14 protein-coding genes are annotated in these 14,232 nt (G+C 54.3%); 9 read left to right on the top strand and 5 right to left on the bottom strand.

Going from position 1 to position 14,232, the window contains the following annotated elements:
• Window positions 1–3: 3 nt before the first annotated feature.
• On the top strand, window positions 4–1,179 hold the full coding sequence (locus AT687_RS04160; RefSeq protein ID WP_014318892.1) for a chloride channel protein: 1,176 nt from the start codon (window positions 4–6) through the stop codon (window positions 1,177–1,179).
• Between the two features lie 14 nt (window positions 1,180–1,193).
• Here AT687_RS04160 and AT687_RS04155 read toward each other — a convergent pair whose 3' ends face one another.
• Both AT687_RS04155 and AT687_RS04150 read right to left on the bottom strand, forming a co-directional pair.
• Window positions 1,194–1,787 (bottom strand): ECF transporter S component, encoded by a 594-nt coding sequence (locus AT687_RS04155; protein ID WP_003850888.1) that lies wholly within the window; start codon window positions 1,785–1,787, stop codon window positions 1,194–1,196.
• Window positions 1,788–1,928: 141 nt separating this feature from the next.
• Window positions 1,929–2,822, bottom strand: coding sequence for a 2-dehydropantoate 2-reductase (locus AT687_RS04150; RefSeq protein WP_021334963.1), 894 nt, complete (start codon window positions 2,820–2,822; stop codon window positions 1,929–1,931).
• 78 nt (window positions 2,823–2,900) lie between these two features.
• Here AT687_RS04150 and AT687_RS04145 point away from each other — a divergent pair, with 78 nt between their 5' ends.
• Window positions 2,901–3,815 (top strand): DUF808 domain-containing protein, encoded by a 915-nt coding sequence (locus tag AT687_RS04145; RefSeq protein WP_014318890.1) that lies wholly within the window; start codon window positions 2,901–2,903, stop codon window positions 3,813–3,815.
• 76 nt (window positions 3,816–3,891) lie between these two features.
• Here the strand turns inward: AT687_RS04145 and ychF are convergent, their stop codons facing one another.
• Window positions 3,892–4,977 carry a redox-regulated ATPase YchF gene (gene ychF / locus AT687_RS04140; RefSeq protein ID WP_003850882.1) on the bottom strand — a complete coding sequence of 362 codons (1,086 nt, stop codon included), beginning with the start codon at window positions 4,975–4,977 and terminating at the stop codon, window positions 3,892–3,894.
• 353 nt (window positions 4,978–5,330) lie between these two features.
• On the opposite strand from ychF, the gene AT687_RS04135 reads away from it, so the two are divergent.
• From AT687_RS04135 to AT687_RS04120, 4 genes are all read left to right on the top strand, one after another.
• Window positions 5,331–6,980, top strand: coding sequence for a sodium-dependent transporter (locus AT687_RS04135; RefSeq protein ID WP_014318889.1), 1,650 nt, complete (start codon window positions 5,331–5,333; stop codon window positions 6,978–6,980).
• Window positions 6,980–7,150 (top strand): methionine/alanine import NSS transporter subunit MetS, encoded by a 171-nt coding sequence (gene metS / locus AT687_RS04130; RefSeq protein ID WP_003850879.1) that lies wholly within the window; start codon window positions 6,980–6,982, stop codon window positions 7,148–7,150. Before AT687_RS04135 ends, metS begins: the two co-directional genes overlap by 1 nt.
• An 89-nt stretch (window positions 7,151–7,239) precedes the next feature.
• On the top strand, window positions 7,240–8,661 hold the full coding sequence (locus AT687_RS04125; protein WP_014318888.1) for an AI-2E family transporter: 1,422 nt from the start codon (window positions 7,240–7,242) through the stop codon (window positions 8,659–8,661).
• Between the two features lie 66 nt (window positions 8,662–8,727).
• Window positions 8,728–9,519: a DUF6542 domain-containing protein gene (locus AT687_RS04120; protein ID WP_014318887.1), complete on the top strand. Its 792-nt coding sequence runs from the start codon at window positions 8,728–8,730 to the stop codon at window positions 9,517–9,519.
• A 63-nt stretch (window positions 9,520–9,582) separates the two neighbouring features.
• Here AT687_RS04120 and AT687_RS04115 read toward each other — a convergent pair whose 3' ends face one another.
• Complete coding sequence (locus AT687_RS04115) at window positions 9,583–10,578, bottom strand: 4-hydroxy-3-methylbut-2-enyl diphosphate reductase (protein WP_014309323.1); 996 nt, start codon at window positions 10,576–10,578, stop codon at window positions 9,583–9,585.
• Between the two features lie 112 nt (window positions 10,579–10,690).
• Between AT687_RS04115 and xseA the strand changes: the two genes are divergently transcribed.
• Together xseA and AT687_RS04105 are read left to right on the top strand one after the other, a co-directional pair.
• Window positions 10,691–11,932, top strand: a complete 1,242-nt coding sequence (gene xseA / locus AT687_RS04110) for an exodeoxyribonuclease VII large subunit (RefSeq protein WP_014301668.1) — start codon at window positions 10,691–10,693, stop codon at window positions 11,930–11,932.
• Between the two features lie 28 nt (window positions 11,933–11,960).
• On the top strand, window positions 11,961–12,218 hold the full coding sequence (locus AT687_RS04105) for an exodeoxyribonuclease VII small subunit (RefSeq protein WP_003850869.1): 258 nt from the start codon (window positions 11,961–11,963) through the stop codon (window positions 12,216–12,218).
• 9 nt (window positions 12,219–12,227) lie between these two features.
• Here the strand turns inward: AT687_RS04105 and AT687_RS04100 are convergent, their stop codons facing one another.
• Window positions 12,228–12,806 carry a DUF4245 domain-containing protein gene (locus tag AT687_RS04100; protein WP_014318886.1) on the bottom strand — a complete coding sequence of 193 codons (579 nt, stop codon included), beginning with the start codon at window positions 12,804–12,806 and terminating at the stop codon, window positions 12,228–12,230.
• A 303-nt stretch (window positions 12,807–13,109) separates the two neighbouring features.
• Between AT687_RS04100 and glpX the strand changes: the two genes are divergently transcribed.
• Complete coding sequence (glpX, locus tag AT687_RS04095; protein WP_014318885.1) at window positions 13,110–14,126, top strand: class II fructose-bisphosphatase; 1,017 nt, start codon at window positions 13,110–13,112, stop codon at window positions 14,124–14,126.
• Window positions 14,127–14,232 lie beyond the last annotated feature (106 nt).

The raw sequence follows: 14,232 nt of genomic DNA, 5'->3' as shown, positions 1-14,232 counted from the left end.
CCCATGTGTCATTCTAAAAAGGTGAGTAGGACCGCCATCATCAAAGAAATCGCCGGCATAAGCATCGTCGGTGTTACCACAGGACTCGTCGGAATCCTCACCACACTCCTTCTTCACACCGCAGAACACCAGCTCGCACACCTCACCCACACCACCATGGCACTCATCAGCCTAGGAGTAGGAGCACTTGCAGGAACATGCTGGTGGGCACTACGCCGACGTGGCCCCATCGTCACCGTCACCGCAGCACTATCCACCGATACGCCCCTACCCTTGTGGCGCACGCTTGCCGACGCCCTCCTACAACTGCTCATCGTCACCGCAGGAGCCTCACTGGGTAAAGAACAAGCACCTCGACAACTAGCCGCAGCCCTTGCAGAACGCATCGCCCCCGCCCACAACGACACCGACCGCCATCGTCGTATTCGGCTCCTCGCCGCCGCAGCTGGCGCAGGACTTGCAGCTATGTACCACGTTCCCATCGCCGGAATCTTCTTCGTCCTTGAGCTCCTCCCCGTTCGACGCGACCGCGCCACGATAGCGACCACCATCGCAGTGTGCGCCATTGCCACTACAGTCGCATCGCCGGTAGTTCCAGCGCCTTTGTACGGATTTCCTCACGAAGCGCTAGGAGTCAATGATTTCCTCCCCCTCCTAGTCGTGACAATTGTTGCCACAGTGGTTGCTGTGATGTGGCGTCGTCTGACAGTCACACAGTTGCAGCGTAGCTATACCGGCCCTTGGCTTGTGATTACTCTCCCACTAGCGCTTGCGATCACGTATGCGGTGGGAACATGGTTTCCTGCGGTTCATGGCAACGGTCAGCTCGTACTTGATGTCGCCTTCGGTACTGATATCACCGCCTTAATGGCCTGTGCACTTCTCCTCGCCAAATTGATGGCAACGCTTGTGTGCATTCGTGCAGGTGCTGTGGGCGGTGTACTGACACCATCACTTGCTGTTGGGGCGGCAGCCGGAGTGTGCGTTGCTATTCTTTTTGGCGCTCCGCACGCGGTCATGGCATTGGTTGCTGCCGCTATCGTGTTGGCGATTGCGCAACGGGCTCCGTTGTTTGGCGCGGCGATGGCTATTGAGCTCACCCACCCCGATATATGGCTTGCGGCCACTGTGGTAGTCACAGCGGCCGCAGGTTTTTGGTGTACGAGAAAAATCAGATAGCTAGGATTCCTAGACTAGACAAGTGCTCGGGCTTGCCTACCAGCAGCAAAGCGATCGAGCGCGCCAGTTTGTGCCAGTGCTTTGACTAGAAGGTAGCCAAGGACGCCAGCTAGAACAGCACCGGAAATAGCCATGCTTCCTAGGTAGGTCAGGTTAAAGACAGCGGATTTAGCAAGGTTTCCGGAGGTGAACAGTTCGAGGACGAAGGCACCGACGGCTGCGCCAACACCAGAAAGCGCTGCTACGACTAGTCCGAAGCGTCGATAAAGGAAAAAGGCGAACACGAGCTCAGCGCCGAGGCCTTGTGCTAGACCTGAGTAAATCGTTTCAATTCCCCACTGATTACCAATGCCTGCGGAAACACAAGCGGCGATGAGTTCTACGTAGATCGCCGCAAAGGGTTTACGAATGATAAGTCCACCCAACACACCGCCGATCAGCCAGATTCCAACAGCGATGCCGCCAAACCCAGGTGTGAAAGCGTCGGCCGCCGAATACCAGGCGTATCCGATGGTGTTCCACACCCAAAACAGCAAGCCAGTGGCAATAGCAATGACGGAGGCGATCACGATGTCAATGACACGCCAAGAATTCTTCGATCGGTTCATTATTCTTCCTATCGCCGGTATTACCCGGATCAGGTTCAACGGTTCAGGGGCGTGCACGTCTTCTCGCCCTGTCTCAGCTTTGTGGCAAACGTATGCCGTCCAGCACCCGTGATTTATAAAAATTGTGCGCTTAAAGCATACTCAGTCGCTGTGCTTATGAGAAAGTACGTTGCCTACTAGGTGATGGAGGCGAGCATCTACGCCTACACGCTGCGCCATTCGCACGACCGCACCAACTTGAGCATCGAGCTCACTAGGAAGACCATCGGCTAGATCTCGCTGCATAGAGCTAGTTGCCCCTTTAGGCTGCGCGTCAGCAAAAGCTAATACGCGATCGACCACATCTTCTGGAAAGTCCACACCATGTGCTTGGCCGGCTGTGACAACCTCGTTGATCAGAGATTTAAAATCGTCACGGTACGTTGTTCGCACAACACCCAACGGTTGGTTGACGAGCGCACCTAGGGCACCAAAGCAAGTGACGAACATCGCTTTGAACCAAATATCGGTCATGATCGCTGGGTGCACCACCGGTTCGATTCCGGCTCGATCTAAGACGTGCGCCAGCTTATCGACGATCCCACGTGTCGCCTCACTCATGCACCCGAAGGTAAACGTGAAAATTCCGCCGGAGAACTCCGCTTCGGCTGGTCCACGCTTGGTTAAAAAGCTGCGCACCACGCCCGGTATTACTCGGTCGACACCCAGCGCTTCTACGGCGATGTGGGGCATTTCCACTGAATTCTGAGTGGTAACCAACACGGCATTCTTGGGAAGATTTTTGGGCACATCCACGCTGCCTAAGGTCTTGGTCGCCAAAATCACCACATCGGCGTCGGGAACGTGGCTTAGGTCTTCTACCACCGGAACGCGGATGTCTCGCACACCGGAGGCGTCGTAAAGCCTCATCCCTCGACGTTGCAACGCCTCAAACGATTCCCCACGGGCAACAAAAGTGACCTTCGTGCCCGATTCGTGCAACAAACCACCGAAAAACCCGCCGACTGCGCCGGCACCAACGATCACAATATGCATGCCACCGACAATAGAGCAGTCCTGCGACGTAGACTGGAGGAAAGTTGACCATGTCACAAAGCGAAATTGAGGTTTCCCATGGCCGGTGGCTTAGCTGCCCTTTTAGATGATGTCGCACTGATTGCACGCACCGCGTCGGCAAGCGTCGACGATGTTGCTGCAGCAGCGGCAAAAACCAGCGCCAAAGCAGCAGGCGTAGTTGTCGATGACACAGCCGTGACCCCGCAATACGTTCGCGGCGTTACCCCCGCCCGAGAACTCCCCATCATCTGGCGCATTGCCAAAGGCTCGTTGGTGAACAAACTGTGCATCATCTTGCCGATCGCCCTCCTACTCAACGCGGTTGCCCCGTGGGCGCTCACCCCCATTTTGATGCTAGGCGGCGCATTCTTGTGCTTCGAGGGCGCCGAAAAAGTCTGGGAGATGGTGACTGGAAAACAACATTCCAGCGAAGAAGAAGCCGGTGCAAAAGACGAAAACACACTTGTCCGAGGCGCAATTACCACCGACTTGATTCTTTCTGCAGAAATCATGGTGATCTCGCTTAATGAAGTCGCAGACCAAACCATCTGGATGGAAGCGGCCGTTCTTGTTGCGGTCGGCATTTTTATTACGGCCGTGGTGTATGGTGCAGTCGCCCTCCTAGTCAAGCTTGACGACGTAGGACTTTTCTATCAGCGCAAAGATTCCGGTACTGCCCGCGCCTTCGGTGCTGGACTTGTCAAGGCAATGCCTGTGGTTCTTAACGCTATTTCTTTCATCGGTATGCTCGCCATGCTCTGGGTCGGTGGCCACATTGTTATCGGCGGATTAGATTCACTCAAGCTGTGGCCTGCACCCCACGATGTAATCCACCACTTGGCACATTCCGTGGAACACCTAGGTGGCGCAGTGGCTTGGACAACAGAAACAGTAGGATCGCTGATCTTCGGCCTGATTTTGGGATTTATTGTGGTAGCCTTCATCGCGCCTTTCCACAAAAAGAAGCACTAACCGGATCCCCTTCAACACAGCAAAACCGCGCCCCTTCGTCTCTAGGAGGGGGCGCGGTTTTTAATAGCTTTGGCAGTTAGCCACCGATCTTAAAGTCACACACATCGCCGTCGTGCATGACGTAGTCTTTGCCTTCCATACGCATCTTGCCCTGAGCCTTGGCTTCAGCAATGGAACCAGCAGCATCGAGATCATCAAAGGAGACAATTTCGGCCTTGATGAATTTCTTTTCAAAGTCAGTGTGGATAACTCCAGCGGCTTGAGGCGCCAAAGATCCCTGCTTGATCGTCCATGCGCGCGATTCTTTAGGACCTGCGGTGAGGTAAGTCTGAAGACCCAAGGTTGCAAAGCCGGCTTTTGCCAACGTGGCAAGACCTGGTTCGGTTTGGCCAACGGACTCGAGCAATTCGAGGGCTTCATCCTCGTCGAGTTCGAGGAGCTCAGTCTCAGTCTTTGCGTCGAGGAACACGGCCTCGGCAGGGGCTACGAGATCACGAAGTTGTTGCTTGCGGGCATCGTCGGTCAGTACTTCTTCATCGGAGTTAAAGACGTAGAGGAAAGGCTTAGCCGTCATGAGGTGTAGTTCGCGGACCAGGGCGAGATCGATCTCACCGTTTTTGGATGCTGCGAATAAGGTGCGGTCGTCTTCAAGAATGGCTTGTGCTTTCTTGGTTGCTTCGACGGTTTCGGCCAGATCTTTGTTCTTGCGGGCTTCTTTTTCAAGACGAGGAAGCGCTTTTTCTACTGTTTGTAGATCTGCCAAGATCAGCTCGGTGTTGATCACTGAGATGTCTGAGCTGGGGTCTACTCGACCATCAACGTGAATCACGTTGTCGTCAGCAAAGGCACGAACTACTTGGCAAATGGCGTCTGCCTCGCGGATATTCGCTAGGAAGGCGTTGCCCATGCCTTCACCCTCGGATGCGCCTTTGACAATGCCAGCAATGTCAACGAAGGACACCGTAGCTGGCAAGATGCGCTCCGATTGGAAGATCTCTGCGAGACGGTTCAGGCGAGCATCTGGAAGCTCGACAAGACCAACGTTGGGCTCGATGGTTGCGAAGGGATAGTTCGCCGCCAGAACGTCGTTGCGGGTAAGGGCATTAAATAACGTGGACTTGCCAACATTGGGCAGGCCGACGATTCCAAGTGTAAGGCTCACGAACTATCATACTAGCAAGCAGCCAGCAAAATGGCTCACCACCAGCGCTGTGCACGTATATCAGGGGGAGCTATCACAGAAGCGTCGCAACGCTGAACACATACTCCTGTAAAAATGGGATTTTTATCTTGCAAAAATCTCACACCACGGGACAAAAGGTGTTATCTTTAATACATCTCATTTCCCCTCAAGGCCCCCTCACCCATAGGGCATACCTTATTTATCCTCTCCTAGACACTTCGGCCGCACCACCTTTTCAGCCGCAATGATTCCTCACGGAAAAGAGAGGCTCGTTTTGTATTCCTTCGCCCCCGCGCACTTTGCGTCTGGGGGTTTGTACGAAAGGTACGCTCATGACAAGCACACGTGAGCAAGGCCAGCGCCGTGAGACGTTTTCCTCACGCTGGGTCTTTATTCTCGCTGCCATCGGCTCAGCTGTTGGCTTGGGCAATATTTGGCGATTCCCCTATGTGGCCTACCAAAATGGTGGCGGAGCCTTCCTATTGCCTTACCTCATCGCGCTTCTCACCGCCGGAATCCCGCTGCTGTTCCTCGATTTTGCCATCGGTCACCGCTACCGCGGCTCTGCGCCACTTGCGTTTCGACGTATCAAGCGCTGGGCAGAAGTCGGCGGCTGGATCCAGCTCGGTATCGCTTTCTTTATTACCATCTACTACGCCGCGATCATCGCGTGGGCAGCGCTTTATACCGTAAAGTCCATTAACCAGGCATGGGGCGATGATCCCAACGCGTACTTCTTTGGTGACTTCCTCCAATTCGACGAAACGGCAACCTTCTCCACTGACTTCGTAGGCCCCATCACCATTGCCCTAGCCTTGGTATGGATCGCAGCAATCATCGTCCTTGCCATGGGAGTAGACGCCGGCATCGGCCGAGTATCCAAAATCTTCATGCCCATCCTCACCGTGCTGTTTATCATCGTGGTGGTTCGCGCACTCTTCCTCGACGGCGCCGCCACCGGCCTCAACGCGTTTTTCACTCCGCATTGGGAAGCTCTTAAAGACCCCACAGTATGGGTAGCAGCCTACGGTCAGATCTTCTTCTCACTCTCCGTGGGATTCGGCATCATGCTCACCTACTCCTCCTACCTCAAGCCACGTTCCAACCTCACCGGCACCGGTCTAGTGACGGCCTTTGCTAACTCTTCTTTCGAAGTTCTCGCAGGAATCGGCGTCTTTGCCACCTTAGGTTTCATGGCAACTCAACAAAATGTTGCCGTCAACGAGGTAGCAACATCCGGAATCGGTCTTGCTTTCGTCGCGTTCCCCACCATTATTAATCAGATGCCTTTCGGAGCCGTGTTTGGGATCTTGTTCTTCGGCTCGCTTACCGTGGCTGGTTTTACCTCCCTCTTCTCCCTCCTAGAGGTTGTAGTTTCTGGCGTACGAGATAAAACGAACTTGTCTAGGAAAGCAACGGCAGTAACCGTGGGCATCCTCATGGCGTGCTTGTCCATTGTCTTGTTTGCAACTACGTCAGGCCTGGCCACCTTGGACATCATGGATAAGTTCACCAACAATGTCGGCATTGTTGCCATCGCACTCATCAGCATTGTGATTATCGACTGGATCTTGCGTCGAGTCGATGAATTCTCCTTGCATCTGAATATGGTGTCGTCTTTCCGCGTAGGCACGCTCTGGCGTATCTGTGTGGTCAATGTGACCACGTTGGTTTTAGGTTTTACCCTCTTCCAAGAACTAGCCAGCCTGATTTCTGAGCCCTATGGCGGATACACCAGCACTCAAGTTGCATGGTTTGGATGGAGTGTCATCGCCTTCATCATCGTCAGCTCCATCGTCATGTCAATGATCGGCTGGCCTCGTACCACGCCTATCGACGGCCCACCGGGGTCCGATTTCGGCGTCGAAACAGAAAATGAGCGCACTCCTAGTAAGCCCCAAAAATATGACCACGGAAAACACGGGAAACGTCGTATCGCGGGCTTTGCGATCGAGCAATACAGCAAGGAGGAACTGCACTAATGTCGACCGCAGCTATCCTGATGATGCTCTTATTCATCATCGTCATATGGGGCGGACTCGCTCTCGCCTTGATCACCCTGATCAAACATCCCGATGAAACCTCAGGAATCCTCGGCGAACACGACTTCGCCACTGACGACGTACTGATCGCTCAAGAACACACCTCTTAACACCCACGGGGGATGGCATAGAAAAAAGACATCCCATCATTGGGCATTGCTCTCCACGCTAACGCATGTGATGAGGCACAATAATTGCTGTGACTTCCGACATTCCCACCCCAGAAGAATCCGCACCAGATCGTGTGACACCACGCACCGAACACGCCGGATCTTCTACCGAGGCAACTGATGTCTTTGAGGCCATGTCTCCTCACGACGACCACGCCCGCATCGACCGCTCGGAAGTCATAGCGCACGGCGTTAAAGTTCTCTCCACATGGTGTATCCGCATTCTCATCATTGCAGCCACCGCATTTGCTACCTGGTATCTACTCAAGCAGGTGTGGCGCGGAGTACTGCCGGTCATTCTCGCACTGATCGTCTGCACCGTGCTGTGGCCGCCAACAATCTGGATGCGTCGCAAAGGCATCCCTAGCGGAATCGCCGCGCTCATAAGCATTTTGGCCAGCTTTGGATTCTTTGGGTTCCTCATCTGGATTATCGCCCCAGATGTAGGACGGCAATCTCAAACCCTGTATTTCCAAGCATTCGAAGGAATCCAAAAGATCCAACTGTGGTTGCAAGGACCACCACTTAGCCTCGATTCTGAAGAGCTGAACGACCGCATCAATGCCGCCGCCGGATGGTTCCAAAGTAAAAGCGGCACCATCGCTGGTGAAATCTTCTCCGGACTGGGAGTGGCAACATCCGTACTCGTTACCCTCGGTGTGGTCCTCGTCTTAACCTTCTTCTTCCTCAAAGACGGCGAAAAATTCCTGCCCTGGGTACGTGGGATCGTCGGAAAGCGCGCAGGCTGGCACCTCACGGAGCTCCTCGCACGATCGTGGATCACCCTATGCGGATTCGTACGTGCCCAAGCCCTCGTTTCGCTTGTCGACGCCATCGCGATCGGCGGCGGACTCCTCCTCCTAGGCGTACCCATGGCACTCGCACTCGCAGTGCTCACCTTCATCGCCGGATTCATCCCCATCGTCGGAGCCTTTGTCGCAGGAACTCTAGCCGTCCTCGTAGCACTCGTGTCCTTAGGCTTTACCAAAGCCGTGATCACACTCATCATCGTGCTCGCAGTTCAACAACTCGAAGGCAATGTGCTTTCCCCCATCCTGCAATCTCGCGCCATGAACCTGCATCCAGTGGTCGTCTTGGTATCCGTGACCCTCGGTGGCAGCCTCTTTGGCATCGTCGGAGCCTTCCTCGCAGTCCCCACCGCAGCCATGATCGCCGTCTTATTCCGCTACCTCCAAGACATGACAGCGCTACGAGCTGGCGAAAAAACCGCCGACGACATCAAATTTGTTACTCGCGCAGGCTCCATCACCGGAAAATTCGGCGAACAGAAAAACCAAGAACTAATCGCAGCGAAACTAAAATCCCAAGAACAACAAGCCTCTCCCCCTCCTAGAGAATCAGACACGCAACCAGATGTTGATCACTTCCTTGTTGTCCAAGGGATAAAAGCGAAAATCAGCGACCTAACACATCTGTTCCACAAACCCTGATTTTTAGGACACACCCCCTAGGCCAAAGTTCCCAACCACAGATCCCCTTGAGTAGGATAAACATCCGTGCAGAACAAGACAGAACATAAACGCCACAGCCAGGCACACACCACCTATGCCAACGACCAATTCTTTGGCATCTCTTTGTGGTCCTCTCTTGTTCTCATGACAGCCGCGATGGTCACTGGGCTGCTGATTTCTCAAGCAACAGGCAGCGTCGGCTGGCCTTTTCTCACGATCTTTGTCGCATTCTCGCTGTTTACGACACTCCTTACCCTTCCCAGTGGTCTATTCCTACTCGTGGCAAGCCTGCCGCTGTTTTTCGGTGTAGGAATTCTTGCCACAGCATGGCTCATTGTAAAAAGCTCAGCAGCTGAAGGCGCGCCTTTTAGCACAACGCAGCTTATTACTACTATTTATCCCATTACAGAGCATTTCCCCCTCCTAGCGGCAACGACCATCGGTGCGGGACTGATTGCTTATCTTCGTGTGTCGCTCCTCAAACGCAAATACAAGCGCGTTACCACTATCGCGGAGCGCACTCGACGTGCTCAAAGCGAGACTGATCGTCGGAATTACACGGCCGCGTCGAAGGCTCGCACACAAGCGCAACGATCTAGCAAACCGCAGCGCACTCGGGCCAGCAGCCGATCTCGCCGCGATAACAGTGTGACTGTTGAAGAGCTGATGCGGCGTAGGCAAGAACAGCAACAAACCGGTGCCAAGTCGTTTGCGCCAAGGCCTACACGTACTGCAGCTCAGCGTGAGGCCGCCAAGCGGGACTTGACTCGTCGCCTAGTAAATCCAGATCCCGAAATTCATAGAACTCGCACTTTCGACGACGACTTATACAGTTAAAATCGAAAGTTAGAAAGCACAAGGCGCCACACATATCCCATGTGTGGCGCCTTTTGTTTCGCTCTATGTGCGCGCAGGGCGCAAATCTCTAGGAAGGGCGAAGGTAATCTTTTCGGCCGCAGTAGTGATTTCCTTAACGTCATGGAAGCCACGCTCGTCAAGGAATTCTAGTACTCCGCGCACCAAGATCTCTGGCACGGAAGCGCCTGAAGATACTCCCACGGTGGTGGCACCATCGAGCCAAGACTCATCGATCTGGTGGGCGTAGTCAACCAGATAGGACGCGCCAGCACCGGCTTGTAGGGCCACTTCAACCAGTCGTTTGGAGTTCGAGGAATTCTGGGAGCCGACAACGATGACAACATCCGATTCTGCAGCAATTGCTTTGACTGCCACTTGGCGGTTTTGGGTGGCATAGCAGATGTCATCACTAGGAGGGTCTTGGAGGTGTGCGAAGCGCTCATGGAGCTTTTTCACGATCGTCATCGTCTCATCCACAGACAACGTGGTTTGCGAAAGCCAGATGAGTTTTTCGTCGTGAAGAAATTCGGGGAGTTTGTCCACGCTTTCAACTCCGTCGACAAGGTGCGTTACCTCTGGAGCTTCGCCTGCGGTGCCTTCAACTTCCTCATGGCCTTCGTGTCCGACTAGGAGGATATGGTAGCCGTCGCGTGCAAACCGTTTCACCTCGTTGTGCACTTTGGTGACCAAGGGGCACGTTGCGTCAAGAGTTTTCAGGCTCAGTGCTTCTGCTTCTTTGTGTACGGCGGGGCTGACGCCGTGAGCAGAAAATACTAGGTGGGCGCCTTCTGGAGCTTTGGTTGTCTCATCGACAAAGATGGCGCCGCGTTCGGCGAGTGTGTCCACAACGTAACGATTGTGGACGATCTCTTTACGCACGTAGACGGGCGCACCATATTTTTCTAGGGCCTTTTCGACGGTTTCGACAGCGCGATCCACGCCGGCGCAGTAGCCTCGTGGGGCTGCGACAAGCACACGCTTGTGTGCGGAGGCGGTGTCAGCGGACTCAGAAGCGGTGAGCTGATCGGGTGAAGTCATGCACACCAGCTTAAACTACTGTCCCACTGAGTGCTCCCTCCTGCCGTATGCTTGTGTGTTGGTTCCTGTTGAATACAGTTTGTTGCTCGCCGTGAAGAAGGGGGTTTAAGGTTTGGCTGCACAACCAAATGCACCGGAAAGTGCGTGGCCTGTTCGTGAGCTTAATTCCAAGGTAAAAAGTTGGATCGAGCGATTAGGTCATCTGTGGGTTGAAGGACAAATAACCCAGCTGAATATGAAACCCAGCTGGAAGTTTTCTTATATCACCCTGCGTGATCCTGAAGCTGAAGCCAGCGTGCAGCTCACATGCGCTACTTCGTTACTGCACTCGTTGCCTAGTCGGCTTCAAGACGGCGACCGCGTAGTGGTTTACGGTAAGCCAGCGTTTTATGAGGGCCGTGGCTCTTTTTCGTTGTGGGTTACCGATATCCGCCCTGTGGGCGTTGGTGAGCTACTGGCTCGTATCGAAAGATTACGGCAACAACTCGCAAGCGAAGGACTTTTCGATCCCGCATTAAAAAAGCCGCTGCCGTTTTTACCTCACACCATCGGTTTGATTACAGGGCGTGGCTCCGCCGCCGAGCGCGATGTGCTGGCCGTTGCCCACAGTAGATGGCCTGAAGTGAAGTTCAACGTGATCAATACTGCGGTGCAAGGTGCACGCGCCGTGCCAGAGATCATCGAAGCCCTACAGCGTCTCGACGCCGACCCTAGCGTGGACGTGATCATCATTGCCCGTGGCGGTGGCTCTGTCGAAGACCTACTCCCCTTTTCCGAAGAAGCACTCCAACGTGCCGTTGTTGCAGCGCACACACCAGTTGTCTCTGCCATCGGCCACGAACCAGACAATCCTGTTTTAGATAACGTTGCCGATCTTCGCGCAGCAACACCAACTGACGCTGCCAAAAAGGTTGTTCCAGATGTTGCTGCTGAACGCCAGCTCATCGCCGAACTTCGCTCCCGTAGCGCCGCAGCGTTACGCGGCTGGGTCCACAAAGAGCGCCAACAACTTGCCGCCGTACGCAGTAGACCAGCCCTTGCAGATCCCGTCCGCGCTATCACGCTGCATCGCGAGGAGATTGCTCGGTCAATTTCTTCTATCCGACGCGATATGCGTTACATGCTCAGTACTGAACGCGCCACAGTGGCGTCGCTACGCCAACAAGTCGCAGCCCTTGGACCTTCGGCCACATTGGCACGAGGCTACGCAGTCGTCCAAGTCGTGCCACGAGATGGCAGCGCTCCCGAGGTAGTGACCACCATTGGAATGTCACCACCTGGCAGCCAGTTACGCATCCGCGTTGCCGACGGCTCCATCACCGCCGCCGCAATGCAAACAATCCCAGCAGACTAAGACATACAACAGAAAGACGCATCTCCTCATGCCACATGACATCATCGGTCAAGGAACTGGAACCAACGCCTTTGCACCAGTAGAAGAACTCTCCTACGAACAAGCACGTGATGAGTTAGTAGAAGTAGTCCGGATCCTTGAACTAGGACAAATGGGTCTCGACGAATCACTCGCATACTGGGAACGAGGCGAAGCCCTCGCTAAAAGATGCGAAGAACACCTCAACGGGGCACAACAGCGCATAGAAAAAGCCTTGGGCGAGACATCCCAAGGCCACGAACAGTAAAACCAACGATTATTGTGAGGCGGGTCCAGGCAATGGGCTCGCCTCGATAATTTTGGTGATGACGCGATCGAATTCCGCACGGGGAGCTGCACCGCTGACAATCACACGTGCGTCTCCTAGATCGACGACCCAAATATCACGGACGTCTCTATCTTCAGAGCTATATTCCTCGACTACCTTCCCTCCTAGAGAATGCTCTCCGGAGCGGGTGCGCAGGTTGCCGTCGTAACGCTTGATGGCTTCATCTTTATCGACTCCCGTTTGGGCAAGCTGAACGTAGGAGTCCTTGTTTACAACCCACCCCACGACCGGCGCGCTTGCCTTGGCGATAGTTATGCGGCGGGCCGAGTTTGCCTGCCAGCCCTCGATCTCACCTGGATAGCGCACAGCGAAGTCTGCCCCACGCGCTTCCATTTCTAGGAAGGTCCGAGCGTCTACGCGTTGAATAGGGGCGTTATCTTTATTCCCACGATCGAAGCTGCACATTCCAGTAAAACCGATGGTCACTGCAACGATGAGCAAAATCGAGCCGAGCGACAAAATGATGTCCCGAGTGCCTTGGTAAATGCGAGGTTTTTCTACAGCCACGCACAACAGTATGGCATGAGTGCGCGTTAATCAGCGGATACGTGCGCATGGGTGTAGCTGCAGTAAGGGAAAGTGTCTGCAAGGTTACCTTTAAGATTTTTTGCCTTGCAGGTCACAATTACCCACTTTAGGGTGTGGCTTTCCAGTAAATTCTCACATAGCTTTGCAACAATTAGGCAGGTAGACAAAAACCGTGTGTTCGCGAGGATCTCCCCCGTGTCCCCTCGCTATGCTGTTCGCGTCACCATATAAGCAGTTCCCACTATTGAGATTTTTAACGTCATCCACAGGAGGCATTCCCTTATGACCAACCTCAACCCAGAGATTCCAGATCGCAACCTCGCCCTCGAGTTGGTTCGTGTTACCGAGGCAGCTGCACTGGCGTCTGGCCGCTGGGTCGGTCGCGGCATGAAGAACGAGGGTGACGGAGCAGCTGTCGACGCCATGCGTAAACTTATCAACTCAGTTCAAATGAACGGTGTGGTTGTTATTGGCGAAGGCGAAAAAGACGAAGCCCCTATGCTCTTCAATGGTGAGCAGGTAGGCACCGGCGAAGGCGCAGCAGTTGACATTGCTGTTGATCCCGTCGATGGCACTACGTTGATGGCAGAAGGTCGCCCCAACGCTATTTCCGTTCTAGCCGCCGCCGAGCGTGGTTCCATGTACGACCCATCAGCCGTGTTCTACATGCGCAAGATCGCCGTTGGGCCGGAAGCAGCGGGCACCATCGACATCAACGCACCGGTCAAGTACAACATCAAGGCCGTAGCAAAGGCTAAGGGTATTGCCCCAGACCAAGTCACCGTTGTTGTCTTGGATCGCCCGCGCCACGAAACCTTGATCAAAGACATTCGCGAGGCCGGCGCCAAGGTGCGCCTGATTCGCGATGGCGACGTTGCAGGTGCAGTTGCTGCTGCTCAAGCAACCAACTCAGTCGACATCATGATGGGTACCGGTGGAACCCCAGAAGGTATCATCACCGCATGCGCTATGAAGTGCATGGGTGGCGAGATCCAAGGTGTGCTGGCCCCCAAGGATGATGCGGAGGCCGCCAAGGCACGTAATGCTGGCCACGAGCTCAACCGCGTTCTGGGAACTCATGACCTCGTCTCTTCAGACAACTGCTTCTTCGTCGCTACCGGTGTGACTAATGGCGACATGCTCCGTGGCGTGAGCTACCGTGCGGACGGCGCAACCACCCGCTCGCTCGTTATGCGTTCTAAGTCCGGCACCGTTCGTTTCATCGAATCCACCCACAAGCTGCACAAACTGCAGGAATACTCCGTTGTCGATTACTCCCAGATTTCCCCACGGAAGTAGTGGCATCTAAAAAGTAATTTTTATCACCCACACCCCGTATCCTTTGCCCTAAGCACAGGTGAACGGGGTGTTTTTATTAGCTTACGTAGCCCCGTTACCATCGATT

The sequence above is a fragment of the Corynebacterium diphtheriae genome, assembly GCF_001457455.1.
Lineage (GTDB): Bacteria > Actinomycetota > Actinomycetes > Mycobacteriales > Mycobacteriaceae > Corynebacterium > Corynebacterium diphtheriae.
The sequence above is the reverse complement of the archived record's forward strand: the minus strand, read 5'-3'. Positions and strand labels throughout refer to the sequence as shown.